Raw genomic sequence first — 16,380 nt, 5'->3', positions numbered from 1 at the left:
GCCACCTCTCAGTTCTTGATGCCGGTGAGTGTGACTCCCTCGATGAAGTAGCGCTGGAGGAAGAAGAACAGCGCCACGATCGGCACGATGACGGCCGCCGAGGCCGCCATCAGGTAGCCCCACTGCGTGATGAAGACGCTCTGGAACGAGGCCAGCCCGAGCGAGAGCGTGTACTTCTCCTCGTCCTGCAGGTAGAGCAGCGGGCCGAGGAAGTCGTTCCACGTGCCGATGAAGGTGAAGATGGTGACCACGATGATCGCCGGCTTGGACAGCGGCATGACGATCGTCCAGTACACCCGCCACGGCGACGCCCCGTCGATGTAGGCGGCCTCGTCGAGCTCGAAGGGGATCGTCAGGAAGAACTGCCGCAGCAGGAACACGTTGAACACGCCCCCGCCCGCCCCGGCGAACCAGGCCGGCACCGTGAGCGGGACGAACGTGTCCAGCGCGCCCAGCTCCTGCCACATGACGAACGTCGGGATGATCGTCACCGCGTACGGCAGCATGACGCCGCTCAGCAGCAGCGCGAACACGACGTTGCGCCCCCGCCAGCGCAGCCGCGAGAAGCTGAAGGCCGCCACCGAGCAGGTGAACACGGTGCCGAGTACGCAGATCACCGCGATGATCACCGTGTTGACCAGGTAGAGGCCGAACGGCTGGGCGGTGAGCGCCTCGCTGAAGTTCGACCACTGGAACGGGCGCGGGATCCACTCGGGCGGGGCGACGAACATCTGACTGTCGGCCATCAGCGCGCTGCGCACCAGCCAGACGAACGGCAGCAGCGTCGGGATCGAGCCCGCCACCAGCGCCACGTACAGCAGCGCCCTGCCGTACTTGCGTGGCCGCCGCAGGCCCTGGGTCGGCGCCACGCCCTTCGCGCGGGTCCTCTCCCGCGCCGCCAGCGTGGTCATCGGGCACCTGCCATCTCGTAGTAGACCCAGCGGCGGGCGTTGCGGAACATCAGGAACGTCACCACCATGATGATCATGAAGAGCACCCAGGCGAGCGCGCTGGCGTAGCCCATCTCGCTCTCGGTGAAGGCCTTGCGGAAGAGGTAGTAGACGTAGAAGAGCGTGGCGTGGTTGGGGCCGCCCTCGGTCATCACGTACGCCTGGTTGAACACCTGGAACGTGCCGACCACGCCCACCACCAGGTTGTAGAAGATGGTCGGCGTCATCATCGGCAGCGTCACGTGCCAGAAGCGGCGCAGCGGGCCGCCCCCGTCGATCGAGACCGCCTCGTACAGGTGGCGCGGCACGCCCTGCAGCCCGGCCAGGAAGATCACCATGGTGTTGCCGAAGCCCCACGTGCTCATGATGATCAGCGACGGGATGGCCATCTGCTCGCTGTAGACCCACTGGGAGGTCGGCAGCCCGGCCTGGCGCAGCAGCGAGTTGAGGAGCCCGAAGTCCGGGTTGAAGATCCAGATCCAGAGCACCACGTTGGCGATCGCCGGGACCAGCGTCGGCAGGTAGAAGATCGTCCGCCAGAGTGACAGACCGCGGGCCTTCTGGTTGAGCAGCATGGCGACCGCGAAGCTGACGATCAGCGTGAGCGGCACCGCGCCGAGCGTGTAGTACGTCGTGGCGCTCAGCGACTTCCAGAACAGTTCGTCGTTCACCATCGCGGTGTAGTTGTCCAGGCCGACGAACGACGGGCTGCCGCCGATCTGCCAGTCGGTCAGGCTGAAGAAGAACGAGGCGACCATCGGGCCGATGGTGAAGATGGCGAACCCGAGGATGGCCGGCAACGCCATGAGGATGCCCCATCGCGTCTCGAACCTGCGCATCAGAGCGCCTGCGTGTGCTGCCAGCCCTGCAGCATCCCGGTGATCTTCGGCGCGGTGGCCTTGAGGATCTCGGCCGCCGGGCGCTTGCCGGACTCGATCTCCTGCAAGGCGGGGGTGAGCACGTCGGTGCTGATCACGGACATGTTCTTGATCCGGTTGCCGAAAGTCGGCACCCCGTGGTCGCGCGCGAAGTCGACGACCGCGGTCCTGAACTCCGGCGGATGCAGGTCGTTCTTGGTCCAGGAGTCGACGGACGCCTGGTCCTCGTAGTACTTCTTCTCCTGCGGCATCCACAGGCCCTGCTTGTAGAGGTCGACGTAGCGCGGGTCGTTGTGGAAGGCGAACAGCTCCACCGCCTCCTCCACGTGCTTGGTCCCGGCGAACACCGCCGACGCGCCCGCCACCTGGGTCGCCGTGAACGGCTCTCCGTACTTGGGCAGCACGCCGATGCCGTAGTCGGCCTTGCTCTCGTTCATGTCGAGCAGTGACCAGTGGCCGTCGACCACCATGGCCACGCGCTTGGTCTTCAGCAGGATGTTCGTGCCGGGCACGTCGTCGCCGGTGGCCGCGAGCTGGCCGGGGCCGGGCATGACCCGGTGCTTGTAGATGAGGTCCTGCAGGTTCTGGAACACCTTGATCGCCTCGGGCGAGTCGAGCAGGCACCGCTTGCCGCTCTCGTCGGCGAAGTCGCCGCCGTTGCTGCGCAGGAAGCCGTACCAGGCCGCGCCGTAAGTGATGCTGCTGGAGATGCCGAACTGCTTGATCTGCTTGGGGTCGAAGCCCGACTCGTCGGGATGCTTGCCGTTCTGGTCGATGGTCAGCTTGTAGGCGTTCTGGACAAGCTGGTCCCAGGTCCAGGCAGAGGCCGCGTCGGCCGGCGGGGGAGCGATGCCGGCATCCGCGATGGCCTGCTTGCCGTACCAGAGCAGCTCGACCTCGTTGGCCGTGGCCAGGCCGTGCAGCTTGTCCTGGCCGTACCAGAGGTAGGCGTCCGGCAGATAGCCGGCCAGCTGCGGATACTTCTTCAAATAGGGGAACAGGTTGACCAGCTTGCCCTGCTCGGCCAGGCGGAACGACATGGCCATCGGCACGTAGCCGACGTCCGGCACCCGGCCGCTGGCCACCAGGGTGTTGAGCTTGACGTCGTACTCGTCGGGGGTGAACAGCGCCTTGACCTTGATGCCCGGCTTCTTCTGCTCGAACTGCCTGAGCATCTTCTCCACGGCCTTCTGCTCGAAGGTGGAGCCCCAGTACATGAACTGCAGCTGCGTCGCGGCGCTCGATCCGCCGCCGCTCCCGCACGCGGACGCCGCCGCGCCGAGGGCCGCGAGACCGCCGATCTTGAAGAGGTCACGTCTATTCATGGGGGGTGCTTCCTTTACGCGAGGGGGATCCAGACCCGCATTCCGCGGCCGTCGCGGTTGTCCCACTGGTAGTAGGGGATCGCCGTGGCGGTCACGGGGGAGCCGGTCGCGAGTTCCGAGGGGGGTGTGGTGGTGTACGGCAGGCCGCCCACCGGCTGGGAGACGGCCAGGGCGTCGGTCTCGATCAGCACGGTGCGCCCGATGCCGTCGAGGTCGTCCTTGTCCAGGACGCGGAGCTCGGCCCCCGCGGCCAGCGCCAGGTCCGGGAGGTGCACGCCTTCGGGCTGGTCGGCCTGCTCGAAGGCGTAGACGAGCGGCCCCCGCTCGACGGCGACGCATCCCCTGACGGCGTCGACATTGCGGTGCGGGTGGACCAGCCGGGGCGCCATGTCCAGCTCCAGCTCGACGGTGTCGCCCGCCCGCCACTCGCGGGTCAGCACGACATAGCCGCGCTCGTCCGGTACGGCGGGCGCCGACTCGCCGTCGATCGTCACCGTGGTGGCGGCGCTCCACGCGGGCACCCGCAGCGCCAGCGACCACGGGGTCCCGGGCGCGCGCTCCACGGTGAACGTGACGCGGCCGTGCCAGGGGTAGTCGGTGGCGACGGCCAGCGTGAGGTCGCCGTCGGAGATGGTGCCCGGCACGTACTGGTGGACGAGCAGGGTGTTCTCGGCGGAGGTCGCGACGAACCCGCCGAGGGAGGAGACGAGCCGCATGATGTTCGGCGGGCAGCAGGCGCAGGCGAACCACTCGCGCCGGCGACCGGCGTAGGCTCCCTCGACGTGGTCGTCCCGGCGCTGAAGCGGGTTGACGTAGAAGAAGCGGATGCCGTCGGCCGAGGTCGAGGCGGCGAAGGCGTTGTAGAGCGTGCGCTCGATCAGGTCGGCGTAGCGGCCGTGGCCGGTGGCCAGGAGCAGCCGCCAGTTCCAGTGGATGCTGGCGATGGCCGCGCAGCTCTCGTTGTAGGCGCGGTCCGGCGGCAGCTCCCAGCGGTCGCCGAACGCCTCGTCGGAGTGGCGGCTGCCCATGCCCCCGGTCAGGTGGGTCTTGGTGGCGACCAGGTCCTCCCAGCGCCGCACCGAGCACTCCAGCAGCGACTCGTCGCCGGTCTCCAGGTAGACGTCGACGATGCCCGCCTCCAGGTACAGCTGGCGCACCGCGTGCCCGACCGCCGTGTCCGCCTCCCTGACCGGCAGGTGGTCCTGGGCGTACAGGATGCCGAGCCCGCTGTCGCGGATGTGCCCCCTGCCCCTGCCCTCGATCAGCTTGGCGGCCAGGTCCAGGTAGGAGCGCTCGCCGGTGACCCGGTAGAGCTCCACCAGCGCGGTCTCGACCTCGGCGTGCCCGTCGATGCCGTCGTTTCCGCCGCGCAGGAAGACGTCCGCCAGCTGGTCGGCGAACTTCCGGGCGACGTCGAGCAGCTCCGTGCCGGTGCCCGCGCGGGTGGCGGCGACCGCGGCCTGGAACAGGTGGCCCGCGCAGTACATCTCATGGCTGTACTCGAGCTCGGCGTAGATCTTGTCCGGCTTGACGATCTGGTAGTGGGAGTTGAGGTAGCCGTCGGGCCGCTGAGCCCGCTTGAGCACCTCGGACGCCTGCTCGACGAAGTCGGTGTACTCCGCCGACGGTCTCCTGGCGTGCTCCCAGGCGATGGCCTCCAGCTGCTTGTACAGGTCCGAGTCCTGGAAGCGGTATCCCCGGAACTCACCCCCTTCCTCGCCGCCCGCTCCGGCTCCGGCCAGGCGCAGGTTCGGCAGGCTGCCCGCCTGCTCCATCTGCTCCAGCCCGAGCGGGATGCTGGCCGCGCGGTTGACGCTCTGCCAGCGTCCGAACGGCCCACCGGTGATCACCACGTCATGGATGCCCAGCGGCCGCTGCACGGCCTTCGATTCTGCGGTCGGTACGGCGGGGCCGCAGGCCTGGTCCATCGAACTCCTTGCACAGGGAATAGGCTTTCCTCCGCGAACAGTAAGGTGTTACACATCACTGGTCAAGCCTCCATGGAGTTGTATCCTGACCAGGACCTAAGAGAAGGGAAACCGTTTGTCTGAGTTTTCCCGGCGAGCCGTGACCATCCGCGAGGTCGCCGCGGCCGCCGGAGTGTCGATCGGCACGGCGTCCAAGGCGCTCAACGGCCAAGGCCGGCTGCGCGAGGAGACCAGGGCGCGGGTGATGGCCGCCGCCGAACGCCTGGAGTTCCGGCCGAACAAGCTCGCCCAAGGGTTGTTGCACGGCCGCACGTTCACCGTCGGGCTGGTGACGTGCGACAGTTTCGGCCGGTTCAGCATCCCCGTCATGCTCGGCGCCGAGGACGCGCTGGGCGCCGGCCAGATCTCGGTGTTCATGTGCGACACCCGAGACGACCCGATCAGGGAGCGGCACTACGTCGAGCGCCTGCTGGCCAGGCGGGTCGAGGGCATCATCGTCACGGGCCGCCGCACCGAGCCCCGGCCGAGCATCGGCACCGGCCTGCCGGTCCCGGTCGTCTACGCCATGACCCAGTCGACGGAGCCCGCCGACTTCTCGGTGATCCCCGATGATCTGGGCGGGAGCATGCTCGCCGTACGGCATCTGCTGGCCACCGGGCGGCGGCGGATCGGCCACATCACCGGGCCGCAGCGGTTCCTGGCCGCGCGGACCCGGGCCGCGGGGTTCGCCGACGCGCTGGCGGAGGCTGGGGCGACGGCCGCGGGCGACCCGCTGTTCGGGGAGTGGTCGGAGGAGTGGGGACGCCAGGGAGCCGACATCCTGCTCCGCACTCAGCCGGACGTCGACGCGGTGTTCTGCGGCAGCGACCAGATCGCCAGGGGGGTCGCCGAGACGCTCCGGGATCGTGGCCGGCGCATTCCCGATGACGTGGCGCTGGTGGGTTTCGACAACTGGGCGCCGATGGCGCTCGGCTCCCGGCCGCCGCTCACCACGGTCGACCTGAACCTCGGAGAGATCGGCCGCGCCGCCGCCACGCACCTGCTGGACGTGATCGGCGGTGTGCCGCACCAGGGCGGAGTACGGCGCATGCCGTGCAGCCTGGTGCTGCGGGAGTCGACCCGCGTCTGAGTCAGTCGTCGTCGTCTCGCGGGCTCCGCGTTTCGAAGCTGACGTTTCGGAGCTGATCTGGGCGTGTCTGGGCACCGTCGGACAACGGCTGCGCCACCGGTCCCCTCGCCTGGACCGGCGGGCCGTTCGGGCCTCGAAGGCAGCCGGCCGATTCTGATCGTCATCCTCCCGATACGGCTCCGGCGGCGAAGCCGCGGAACCTGCCGCGAACCCGCCATCGCGGCGGCCAAAGGCCGGTGGGCGGGCCGCATTTCGAATTCAGGAGGTGACGGTCATTATCGCCGTCATGATTGCCGGAGCGGCAATCTCAGTGGGCTGCCTCGTACTGCTCCACGATGGTCGCGGCGATACGGCCGCGCTCGCTCACGGGTAGTCCCGCCTGCTTCGCCCACTGGCGAATTTCGGTGGACTTGTCGCGGCTCACCGAGCGCGCCGAGCCCACTCCGCGGCGGACCTTGCCGCCGCGCTCCTTGCGGACCTGACGGGCCTTGACCAGGAACGGGGCAAGCGCTTTGCGCAACTTCTCCTCGTTCTTATCCGACAGGTCGATCTCGTAGGCAAAGCCGTCGAGCCCGAACCTGATTGTGTTCTCGGACGACAAGGCGCTTCCGTCGAGGTCGTCAAGGAAGATCTCTTGAATTTGCTTGGCCATGCTGGTGCTCCGAATTCAGAGGCGAGAAGACAATCAGTACTGTAGCGTATGGCGTCGTTGTTCGGCGCACCCCCGGGACGGCGGGTGGCCAGGACAAAGAAAGCTCGCCTAATTGTTAGCGGAGCTATTTCATTCCCGCTATCCGGGACACTCGCGGCGCGAGCGCGTCACGGGTCCACGAGCCCAGCACCAACAGCGTTTTGGTGCCCGTGACGTTCCCGGCATGGCGCAGATGATCAATGACCTGCTGGAGATGGCCGAGGTCGCGGACGCGGACGTGGATCAGCGCGTCGGGGTCGCCGGCGATGGTGAACACCGTCTGGACCTCCGCCACGTCGGTGGCCGTACGGACGATCTCGCTCACCGGTGTCGCACCCGCGTAATGCAGCTCGGTGAACGCCTCGATGCCCCACCCGAGCTTGCCGTAGTCGATCTGCACGGTGAAACCGGTGATGACGCCGAGCTCTTTGAGCCGGTCCACCCGCCGTTTGACCGCGGCCACGGAAAGGCCGATCGTGCCCGCCATCTCCGAGAAGGTCCGGCGCCCGTCCTCGCGCAACAGCCGCAACAGCCGATGATCAATCTCGTCTATTTCCGGCATGCGGGCACTCCTTGGCTTTTGGTGGAAAGAACCTTAGCGAATGAGGCCGAAGCCGCAAAGGTTTTGCGTCTTTCTCGCGCCTTCTTGGGTGATACTTGCGCGATGCCCGCCCACGTTGCTGTGCTGGGGTTCCCCACGAACCTCAGGGAGGCCCGCGTGAGCGTCGCTCTCGACGACAAGTACACGGCCACGGACGGCCGCGTGCTCATCTCGGGCCTCCAGGCCCTCGTCCGGCTGACGCTCGAACAGCGCCGCCTGGACCGCGAACGCGGGCTGGACACGCGCGTGTTCGTCTCCGGCTACCCCGGCTCGCCGCTGGCCGGCGTCGACCTGGAGATGGGCCGCGCCGCCCGGCTGCTCGAACCGGCGGGCGTGGTCTTCCAGCCGGCGCTCAACGAGGAACTGGCGGCCACCGCCGTGGCCGGAACACAGCTCCTCGACCGCCTGCCCGGCCGGCGCCACGACGGCGTGGCCGGCTTCTGGTACGGCAAGAGCCCCGGCCTCGACCGGGCCGCCGACGCCATCCGGCACGGCAACCTGGCCGGCACCGCCGCGCTCGGCGGCGCGGTGGCCTGGATCGGCGACGACCCCGGCAGCAAGTCCTCGACCGTGCCCAGCTCCTGCGAGCCGATGTGCCAGAGCCTGTGCGTGCCGCTGCTCGCGCCGGGCTCGGTCGCGGAGATCATCGAGTTCGGGCTGCACGCGGTCGCCCTCTCGCGCGTCACCGGCCTGTGGACGGGCCTGAAGATCGTCGCGGACCTCGCCGACGCGTCGGCCACCGTAGACCTCGGCTCGCTGCGCGACGGCATCCCGGCCCCGGACCACGCGGCCCGCGTCACGCCGGCCGCCCTGGTCGGCCCGGCCGCGCTGGACGCCGAGCACGACATGCTGACCCGGCGCCTCGACCTGGCCCGCGACTACGCCCGCGCGCACGGCCTGAACCGGGTCATGTCCGGCTCCCCGCGGGCCCGCCTCGGCATCCTGGCCTCCGGCGCCTCCTTCGCGGTGGTCCAGCGGGCGCTGGCCGACCTCGGGCTGGACGAGACCGCGATCGAGGACCTGGGCCTGCGGCTCATCCGGCTCGGCATGCCGTACCCGCTGGCGCCCGGCGACCTGGCCGCCATGACCGCGGACCTCGACCGGGTGCTCGTGGTGGAGGACAAGGTCCCGTTCCTGGAGGGCCAGCTGAAGCAGGCGCTCTACGGCGGCGAACGCACCCCCGCCGTCGTCGGCCGCGAACTGCTCACCGCCCGCGGCACACTCGGCGCGGAGGACGTGGCCAAGGCGCTCACCACCTTCGCCGGCCCACTCCCACGGACCGCCGTCACCCTGGCGTCCGCGGGCCCGCTCCCGCAGACTGCCGTTACCTTGGCGCCTGCCCCGAAGCCGCGCCGCCTGCTGCCGATGGTCGCCGCGCGCACGCCGTACTTCTGCTCGGGCTGCCCGCACAACATCTCCACCCGCACCTCGGACAGCACGCTGGTCGGCGTCGGCATCGGCTGCCACGCCATGATCGCCCTGGACGGCGACGGACGCGGCAACCAGGTCGGCATCACCCAGATGGGCGGCGAGGGCGCCCAGTGGATCGGCCTCGCCCCCTTCACCGGCGACCGGCACTTCGTGCAGAACCTCGGCGACGGCACCTTCCACCACTCCGGCTCACTGGCCGTCCGCGCCGCCGTCGCGGCCGGGGTGTCGATCACGTACAAGCTGCTCTACAACGACGCCGTCGCCATGACGGGCGGCCAGCGCGCGGAGGGCCGCCTCGACGTGCCCGCGCTGACGCGGTCACTGGCCGCCGAGGGGGTCCGCCGGATCGTGATCACCACCCCCGAGCCGGAGACTTACCGGGGCGTCCGGCTCGCGCCGATCGCCACCGTACGGCACCGCGACGGTCTCGCGGCGGCCGAGCAGGAGCTGGCCGAGCTCGGCGGGGTGACCGTGCTGATCCACGACGACCGGTGCGCGGCCGAGGAACGCCGCCTGCGCAAGCGCGGCAAACTGCCTGTCCCGGTGGAGAGGGTCGTGGTCAACGAGCGGGTGTGCGAGGGCTGCGGAGACTGCGGCGAGGCGTCGACCTGCCTGTCCGTACAGCCCGTCGAGACCGTGTACGGCCGCAAGACCCGGATCCACCAGTCGTCGTGCAATTCCGACCTGAGCTGCCTCAAGGGCGACTGCCCGTCGTTCCTGCTGGTCAAGCCGGGCACGCGGTCGGGGCTCTTGGCCAGGCCGGGCACGCGGTCGGCTCTATTGGTCGGGTCGGGCACAGGGCAGGCGGGGCCGGTGTCATCGCTTGAGCCGGGAACCCGGCAGGCGCCGCCGGTGGAGCCCGCCGAGCCGGTCACCAGGTTTCCCGGCCGCGAGGTGCTGCTGCGGATGCCCGGCATCGGCGGCACGGGCGTCGTCACCGTCTCGCAGATCCTGCAGATGGCCGCCCACCTCGACGGCCTGCACGCGGCGGGCCTCGAACAGACCGGGCTGGCCCAGAAGGGCGGACCCGTCGTCAGCGACGTCCGCATCTCACCGCACCCGGTCACCGGCTCCCCGAAGGCGTCGCGCGGCACCGCCGACGTGCTGATCGGATTCGACCTGCTCGGGGCGGCGGCCGACGCCAACCTGGCCACCGCCGCGCCGGACCGTACCATCGCCGTGGTCAGCACCACCGTCGTACCGACCGCCGCCATGGTCACCGGCCGCGTCGCCGTGCCGAACTCGCCCGGCGACGCGATCACCCGTGTCGAGTCGGTCACCCGGAGCGCCGACAACCTCTACCTCGACGCCCACGGCCTCGCCGAAGCGCTGTTCGGCGACCACATGCCCGCGAACATGCTGCTCATCGGCGCCGCCTTCCAGCACGGCTGCCTGCCGCTCTCGGCCGAGGCAGTCGAACGGGCGATCCGGCTCAACGGGGCCTCGGTCGAGCAGAACCTCGCGGCCTTCCGCTGGGGCCGGGCCGCCGCCGCCGACCGTCGCGCGGTGCTGGCGGCCATCGAGGCCCCGGCTCTGGAAGCCGCATCCGTCGGGCGCTCGGTTCCGGAGGCCGGATCCGTCGGGCGCTTGGCTCCGGGGGCCGAATCCTTCGAGGAGGCCCTGGCCACGAGGGTCGCCGACCTGACCGGCTACCGTAACGCGGCCTACGGCGCCCAGTACGCCGAGGACGTGCGCCGCGTGGCCGCGCTCGCCGCCGACCGCGCGGGGGAGGAGGGCGCCGCGCCGATCGCCCTCGCGTACGCCAAGGGGCTGCACAAGCTCATGGCCTACAAGGACGAGTACGAGGTCGCCCGGCTGCACCTGGACCCGGCCGAGCGGGCCAGGCGGGAGCGGGAGTTCGGCGCGGACGCGGTCGTGTCGGTGCTGCTGCACCCGCCGCTGCTGCGGGCGATGGGCATGAAGCGCAAGATCAGGCTACGCCGCTCGGCGGACGTCGTGTTCCGCGTGCTGCGCGCCGCCAGATTCCTGCGCGGCACGCCGTTCGACGTGTTCGGGTACGCCGAAGTACGCCGAGTCGAGCGGGCGCTCGTCACCGAGTACCGTGACCTGATGCGTGACGCTCTCGCCCGGCTGAGCCCGGCCACCGCCGGCGCCGTGGCCACGATCGCGGCGCTGCCGGAGACGATTCGCGGGTATGAGGACATCAAGCTCGCATCGGTCGCGAAGTTCCGCGACCGAGCCAGCACCGCCCTCGCGAAGCTGAGCGAGCCCGTCCTTGCGGAGCCGAGCGAGGCCGCTCTCGTAGAGTCGAGCGAGCCCGTCCTTGCGGAGTCGAGCGAGCCCGCTCTTGCGGAGTCGAGCGAGCCCCCCGCGAAGTCGAGCGAGCCCACCGGAACCCTGGAGAGAATGTGACCGTCGATCGCCTGTTGCCCACCGAGGACGCCGAGGACCTTATCGCCCTCACCCGGGACATCGCCGACAAGGAGCTGGCGAGCCGGGTCGACGAGCACGAGCGCGCCGAGACCTATCCCGAGGGCCTGTTCGCCACGCTCGGCGCCGCCGGGCTGCTCGGTCTGCCGTACCCGGAGGAGTTCGGCGGCGGCGGCCAGCCGTACGAGGTCTACCTGCAGGTTCTGGAGGAACTGGCGGCCCGCTGGGCCGCCGTCGCGGTCGCGACCAGCGTGCACACGCTCGCCTGCTTCCCAGTAGCCACCTACGGCACGCCCGAGCAGCGCGAACGCTGGCTGCCCGACATGCTGGCGGGCCGGCTCATCGGTGGCTACAGCCTGTCCGAACCGCAGGCCGGATCCGACGCCGCCGCCCTCACCTGCAAGGCGGAGAAGGTCGAGCACGGCTACCGGATCACCGGCAACAAGGCATGGATCACCCACGGCGGCAAGGCCGACTTCTACGCCCTGTTCGCCCGCACCGGTGAGGGCAGCCGCGGCATCTCCTGCTTCCTGGCCCCCGGCGCCGCCGACGGCCTGACCTTCGGCCGCCCGGAGGAGAAGATGGGCCTGCACGCCATCCCCACGACCAGCGCCCACTGGGACGGCACCGTCATCGAGGCCGACCGGCTGCTCGGCGAGGAGGGGCAAGGGCTGCCCATCGCCTTCAGCGCGCTCGACTCCGGCCGCCTCGGCATCGCCGCCTGCGCGACCGGCCTCGCCCAGGCCGCACTCGACGCGTCCGTCGCCTACGCCAAGGAGCGCCAGACGTTCGGCCGCAAGATCATCGACCACCAGGGATTGGGCTTCCTGCTCGCGGACATGGCCGCCGCCGTCGACACCGCCCGCGCCACGTACCTGGACGCCGCCCGCCGCCGCGACGCCGGCCGTCCGTACGCGCGACAGGCCAGCGTCGCGAAACTGGTGGCGACCGATGCCGCGATGAAGGTCACCACCGATGCGGTGCAGGTGTTCGGGGGGTACGGGTACACGCGGGAGTTCCGGGTCGAGCGGTACATGCGCGAGGCGAAGATCATGCAAATCTTCGAGGGTACGAACCAGATCCAGCGCCTGGTGATCAGCAGACATCTGGCCCGCTGACCAGTTGTCGTTAGTCATATAGCCCACTGTCGTGTTCTCTGGCGAAACGTCGTGGAGCCGGGCGCCACGCAGATCCCGCGCTGCGGCGGCGACCAGGTCTGCGAGCCGATGTGCCGTTTCATACTGTGAGGTCCTCTGACAGGTCCGCGTGCCCTTCTGCCCGGATACGCGGGTGGGCCTGGATACGCGACCGCCGATCGAGGGCTCAGCGGCGATACTTCGCCCGCCTCACCTGAAGCTCCAGCCTCGCGGTGATGATGAGCATGACCTCGGCCAGCAGATTGGGGGCCAGTTCGCCGACAGAGCGGCTAGGGGAGTTGAGCCACTCGACCAGCGACCCGACCGCGACAGCGACAAGCAGCAGGTACGTGAACACCCCGGCGAGCCGGCTCGACAGCACACGGGTCACTCCGGATACTGTGCGGACGACGATGCGTGGAAGAGGCTGTCTGAAGTGGACGGTCAGGAGCTCTTCAATCGCCTGCCAGACACACGCATAGGTACGGGTGGAGAGATAGCTCCCCGATGCTTCGTACCTGAACCCGGTCGGAGCGCAGACCTCCTGGGCTACATCGAGCATCTTCCGCTGGATCGGGAACCCATTGAATCTCGTCAGGGGAAACAGCTTGGCACACGATTGGACCAAGTAGATCTGCCAGGGGATCCGAACATAGTCCTGCGCCCCGAACCGGGTGTACTCGTGGTTCGCCTCCGAGTGCCCGTCGAACCCGGCGGAAAGCGCGGTGAAGATCTCCTTCCATGAGTGCTGCAGTTGCCTCCGCTCCATCTGTAAATCATGGGTGGCGAGCACCAGAAGCACGAAACACCGGATGAAGTTGTTGTTACCGATGCTCAGGTATTCTCGAAGATACCGCCAGTCCTCCGGCCTGATGGGCAGGTTGTTCGCCGCCAGGCAGCGCACGGCATGCGCCGTGGCCAAGGGATCCGGCTCTCCTCCTTCGCTGCCCACCGCATATCCAGCGGGCTCGGCCTGTGCGCCCTCGAAAGCTCTCTGCACCAAGGTCAGCGCATCGGATCTCAGCGCGATGGCAGGGCTCACAGAGGAAAGGGCGAAGCCGATGTCCGCCATCCGGAAGATGTCCGCCTTCTGCAGCCGGATTCTTCGCGCGACCAGGTCCCGGTACACGGCAGGGCTTACCGTGGCCTTTTCCACCTGACTGCGGTTGACGACGTAGTAGATTAACTTCGCCACCTGGTCCTTGACCGCGGGGTCTGTCGTGGCGCGCCGAGCGAGTATGTGGATGGTGGCCGCGGTTCCGTAGAGCCCGCGCTGTTCGTACTCGGGATGGTCGAGATACTGGCCCGAAGCCAGGGCATAGTCCGGAAGTCGCCCGGCCTCCTCTTGCAGACGCAACTCGATCCGCCGCTCAATCTCGGACTGAGCATCCCTCAGGACCTGCCGCGTCAGCAACTAGCTCATCCCTGACTTGCCCGCACGTACGCGCTTCATTCATTTGTACCAAACTGCTAGAGATTTGCGAGAACCGTCGCGATAGGGCCTCTGGCGCTGGGGATGAGGTCTAGGTCGAGGACCTCGTCTCTCTTGAACCAACCGTACTTTTCAATGAAATCCTCTTTGTCATTCCGGCTCATGTCCACCTCCCCATCGCAGGCCTTACAGAGCCTGGCGACCGCGATCACGGTCGGGGCGCCCTGTTCGCTGCCCAGCCGCCATGACCAGAGAGCCAGCGGGCGCCCGGGACGCACTTCCAGGCCCACTTCCTCACGGACCTCGCGAACAAGCGCCTCATCCGGTGATTCGTCCTGCTTTATGCGTCCACCCGGCAACTCCCATCTTCCAGGCTGGTGCGGATCATCGCAGCTCTTCCTGATCAGGAGTAGCCTTCCCTGCCACTCGATCACGGCTTTCTGTGCGAACTGCACATACATAAGATCCTCCCCAAAACCCTCCGGCGGGCTCATGGCCTCGAGATCCTCCAGGAAACGCAGTCTCCCGAGGTGGACGGCTTCTGCCTCCGGATCGCGGGCGGCCGCTAATTCTGCGCGTATCTCACGATCACGAATGACAATGACCTCTTTCTCGTCAGCGCTGACCTCGGTCGATACAGCGACATGCTCAGCGGCATAGCCGAATGTGGACATAATCTCGCAGGTGATGTCCTCGACCGCCGTCATCAGCTCGGTGGTCGCCGACCTTTTGTACGCGGACACGCGATCGCGCCGAATCGGCTGGTCGAGATTGTTCCACAGCTCAGATATCGACGCAGCGAATCGGGCTTCTTCCTGGCGATGGAATTCGAGGGCGGTGGCCGACCACCGCACCTCCATGCGGTCACACAGTGGAGCCAGGGCAATCTCCGGATCTGTAACAAGATCCTCGTAACGCAGGGTCAGCCAATGATCGTCACCGACCCTTTCATGCGCCTTCAAGGCCGTCTCTTGGTCCTCTAACCAGCGTAAAGCTATCGCCTGCGGATCCTTCGGACCAATAGGCGCTCGGGAGAACGAAACGGCGACGTCGCGTGGATCTCTCACGAGGTGCAGATACAGGATTGGCAGGCCGGTGTCGATAAGCTGATCAATGAAGTGGATGTTCTCCAGACACTTGCTGACCCATACCTCCTTGCCAAAATATCTGGCGTGAGCCTGGTAAAAGGCTAAAACGGCGTGGGCAAGGCTAGATCCGCCCATATTTGCCAGAACCGCTTGGCTCCGATCCGGGATGCGAGGCCATGCGAGGGCATTCAGATCGACGAGCCGGCCCATGTCCTCAGCCAGGCGCCTCTTGTTCGAAGGTGCCTCTAACGAGCCATACCGGGAGACCAAGTCTTGGAAGTCCCGCAGCTTGTGCGCCGAAGGCGGAGCGAAGACGCTCGGGAGCGACCCCAACAGCAGGCGAAGTAAGTTCGATCCGGAACGCTGGGTCCCGACGATCTGGACACGCTTCATGGCGGGCACCTCCGCGCGCCCGGCAGCACCTCGCGAAGAATCCCGGCAGCGACCTCGGGGAGAAGTGGGTTGAGGTAGATTCCCAGGCCCAGCTCCATGCCACCCGGCCGCTTGAGCGTCCTTTCGTCCTTGTGCAGCGGAACCAGTTCAATCCGCAGGTGATGAGATGTGTCGCCCCTGGGGGCCTGCATTACGTTGATCAGGTAGGGCGGCATCTCGCCCCCATGGGTCAACCGGCACAGCCGCAGGCCCGTGTGCAAGCAGTCCGCCATCGCCGTGGTCTCCTCGGCGGACAGCGACGTGAGATCCGGCCGATGCACTCTCGGCAAGATGATCATCTCAAAGGGCAGCCTCGACCATGCGGGCACCTGAACCAGTGCGTGGCTCGTGATCATCACTGTGAGGTCTTGTCTGATGACGGAGTCGCAAACCGCACACGATTCAGCGGCTTGCGCGAGAGTCAAACGTCTTGGGACGAAGGGCAGTCCGACGACCTGACCGTGTGGATGCGCGACCGTGGGCCCGAAGTGGTCCCCCACGGACTCGAAGGCGAAAACGGCCTTCACCGAAGGGTGGGCGAAAAGGCGCGAGGTCTTGTGAGAGACAAGTTCCAGGAATTCCTGGGTGACCGTGGCCGGAAGGTCGCCTAACCGTCGGGAATGAGAGCTGCCGTAGACGAGCACCCAGTGCAACTGTTCCTGTGTCAGGGAACCTGGCTCCGTCAAGGCAATCATGGGATGCTTGCTCGGCACCAGCCGGACGCCGCCCCCTGCCGGCGCACTCCCTGCCCCGGTGCAGAATGGACAGGCGGTAATTAGGTCGGCACTGGAACGAATATCGGCTTGGGGTGCCAGATCGCGGCGGCCGGGCACCCGAAAGACCCGCTCATGCTCAACAGGGCTCCACGTCGCCGTTGGTTCGCTAGACATGCGTCGTCCTGAGCATTCAGGCCTTCCAGCCAGCCCGGCGTTACTTCCGACCGTGCAATCAATCTTGAGTGTAGCAGC

General features: G+C 67.9%; 12 protein-coding genes. 3 read left to right on the top strand and 9 right to left on the bottom strand.

The features are described 5' to 3' along the window. Window positions 1-8: 8 nt before the first annotated feature. From ACGFNP_RS05470 to ACGFNP_RS05455, 4 genes are read right to left on the bottom strand one after another with little or no spacing between them, the layout of a single operon-like run. Window positions 9-911: a carbohydrate ABC transporter permease gene (locus ACGFNP_RS05470; RefSeq protein ID WP_358327056.1), complete on the bottom strand. Its 903-nt coding sequence runs from the start codon at window positions 909-911 to the stop codon at window positions 9-11. Next, complete coding sequence (locus ACGFNP_RS05465; protein WP_358327058.1) at window positions 908-1,789, bottom strand: sugar ABC transporter permease; 882 nt, start codon at window positions 1,787-1,789, stop codon at window positions 908-910. The genes ACGFNP_RS05470 and ACGFNP_RS05465 overlap by 4 nt, the downstream gene beginning before the upstream one ends. After that, window positions 1,789-3,153: an extracellular solute-binding protein gene (locus ACGFNP_RS05460; RefSeq protein WP_358327059.1), complete on the bottom strand. Its 1,365-nt coding sequence runs from the start codon at window positions 3,151-3,153 to the stop codon at window positions 1,789-1,791. The genes ACGFNP_RS05465 and ACGFNP_RS05460 overlap by 1 nt, the downstream gene beginning before the upstream one ends. Before the next feature lie 14 nt (window positions 3,154-3,167). Continuing rightward, window positions 3,168-5,081 (bottom strand): glycoside hydrolase family 127 protein, encoded by a 1,914-nt coding sequence (locus ACGFNP_RS05455; RefSeq protein ID WP_393315109.1) that lies wholly within the window; start codon window positions 5,079-5,081, stop codon window positions 3,168-3,170. A gap of 115 nt (window positions 5,082-5,196) precedes the next feature. Between ACGFNP_RS05455 and ACGFNP_RS05450 the strand changes: the two genes are divergently transcribed. Next, on the top strand, window positions 5,197-6,210 hold the full coding sequence (locus ACGFNP_RS05450; protein WP_358327063.1) for a LacI family DNA-binding transcriptional regulator: 1,014 nt from the start codon (window positions 5,197-5,199) through the stop codon (window positions 6,208-6,210). A 307-nt stretch (window positions 6,211-6,517) separates the two neighbouring features. Here ACGFNP_RS05450 and ACGFNP_RS05445 read toward each other — a convergent pair whose 3' ends face one another. Continuing rightward, entirely contained in the window at window positions 6,518-6,862 is a 345-nt protein-coding gene (locus ACGFNP_RS05445; protein ID WP_214643165.1) for an Lsr2 family protein, read from the bottom strand. Between the two features lie 124 nt (window positions 6,863-6,986). Next, a complete protein-coding gene (locus ACGFNP_RS05440; protein ID WP_358327065.1) occupies window positions 6,987-7,463 on the bottom strand; it encodes an Lrp/AsnC family transcriptional regulator in 477 nt (158 codons plus the stop codon). Window positions 7,464-7,619: 156 nt separating this feature from the next. Here ACGFNP_RS05440 and ACGFNP_RS05435 point away from each other — a divergent pair, with 156 nt between their 5' ends. Continuing rightward, complete coding sequence (locus ACGFNP_RS05435) at window positions 7,620-11,306, top strand: indolepyruvate ferredoxin oxidoreductase family protein (protein WP_393315104.1); 3,687 nt, start codon at window positions 7,620-7,622, stop codon at window positions 11,304-11,306. Continuing rightward, window positions 11,303-12,442 carry an acyl-CoA dehydrogenase family protein gene (locus ACGFNP_RS05430; protein ID WP_393315101.1) on the top strand — a complete coding sequence of 380 codons (1,140 nt, stop codon included), beginning with the start codon at window positions 11,303-11,305 and terminating at the stop codon, window positions 12,440-12,442. Before ACGFNP_RS05435 ends, ACGFNP_RS05430 begins: the two co-directional genes overlap by 4 nt. Before the next feature lie 205 nt (window positions 12,443-12,647). On the opposite strand, the gene ACGFNP_RS05425 is transcribed toward ACGFNP_RS05430, so the two are convergent. From ACGFNP_RS05425 to ACGFNP_RS05415, 3 genes are read right to left on the bottom strand one after another with little or no spacing between them, the layout of a single operon-like run. After that, on the bottom strand, window positions 12,648-13,874 hold the full coding sequence (locus tag ACGFNP_RS05425) for a hypothetical protein (RefSeq protein ID WP_358327071.1): 1,227 nt from the start codon (window positions 13,872-13,874) through the stop codon (window positions 12,648-12,650). Between the two features lie 56 nt (window positions 13,875-13,930). Further along, window positions 13,931-15,373, bottom strand: coding sequence for a sulfotransferase (locus ACGFNP_RS05420; RefSeq protein WP_393315098.1), 1,443 nt, complete (start codon window positions 15,371-15,373; stop codon window positions 13,931-13,933). Continuing rightward, window positions 15,370-16,302 carry a hypothetical protein gene (locus ACGFNP_RS05415; protein ID WP_393315095.1) on the bottom strand — a complete coding sequence of 311 codons (933 nt, stop codon included), beginning with the start codon at window positions 16,300-16,302 and terminating at the stop codon, window positions 15,370-15,372. Before ACGFNP_RS05415 ends, ACGFNP_RS05420 begins: the two co-directional genes overlap by 4 nt. Between the last annotated feature and the right edge of the window lie 78 nt (window positions 16,303-16,380).

Source organism: Nonomuraea sp. NPDC049269 (genome assembly GCF_043197155.1).
Lineage (GTDB): Bacteria > Actinomycetota > Actinomycetes > Streptosporangiales > Streptosporangiaceae > Nonomuraea.
Note: the sequence above shows the minus strand (reverse complement) of the source record. Positions and strands in the feature narration are given on the sequence as shown.

Bases quoted from the DNA above. Each gene is read 5' to 3' on its own strand.
- ACGFNP_RS05470 (WP_358327056.1), bottom strand. From the start codon at position 911: ATGACCACGCTGGCGGCGCGGGAGAGGACCCGCGCGAAGGGCGTGGCG.
- ACGFNP_RS05465 (WP_358327058.1), bottom strand. From the start codon at position 1,789: ATGCGCAGGTTCGAGACGCGATGGGGCATCCTCATGGCGTTGCCGGCC.
- ACGFNP_RS05460 (WP_358327059.1), bottom strand. From the start codon at position 3,153: ATGAATAGACGTGACCTCTTCAAGATCGGCGGTCTCGCGGCCCTCGGC.
- ACGFNP_RS05455 (WP_393315109.1), bottom strand. From the start codon at position 5,081: ATGGACCAGGCCTGCGGCCCCGCCGTACCGACCGCAGAATCGAAGGCC.
- ACGFNP_RS05445 (WP_214643165.1), bottom strand. From the start codon at position 6,862: ATGGCCAAGCAAATTCAAGAGATCTTCCTTGACGACCTCGACGGAAGC.
- ACGFNP_RS05440 (WP_358327065.1), bottom strand. From the start codon at position 7,463: ATGCCGGAAATAGACGAGATTGATCATCGGCTGTTGCGGCTGTTGCGC.
- ACGFNP_RS05420 (WP_393315098.1), bottom strand. From the start codon at position 15,373: ATGAAGCGTGTCCAGATCGTCGGGACCCAGCGTTCCGGATCGAACTTA.
- ACGFNP_RS05415 (WP_393315095.1), bottom strand. From the start codon at position 16,302: ATGTCTAGCGAACCAACGGCGACGTGGAGCCCTGTTGAGCATGAGCGG.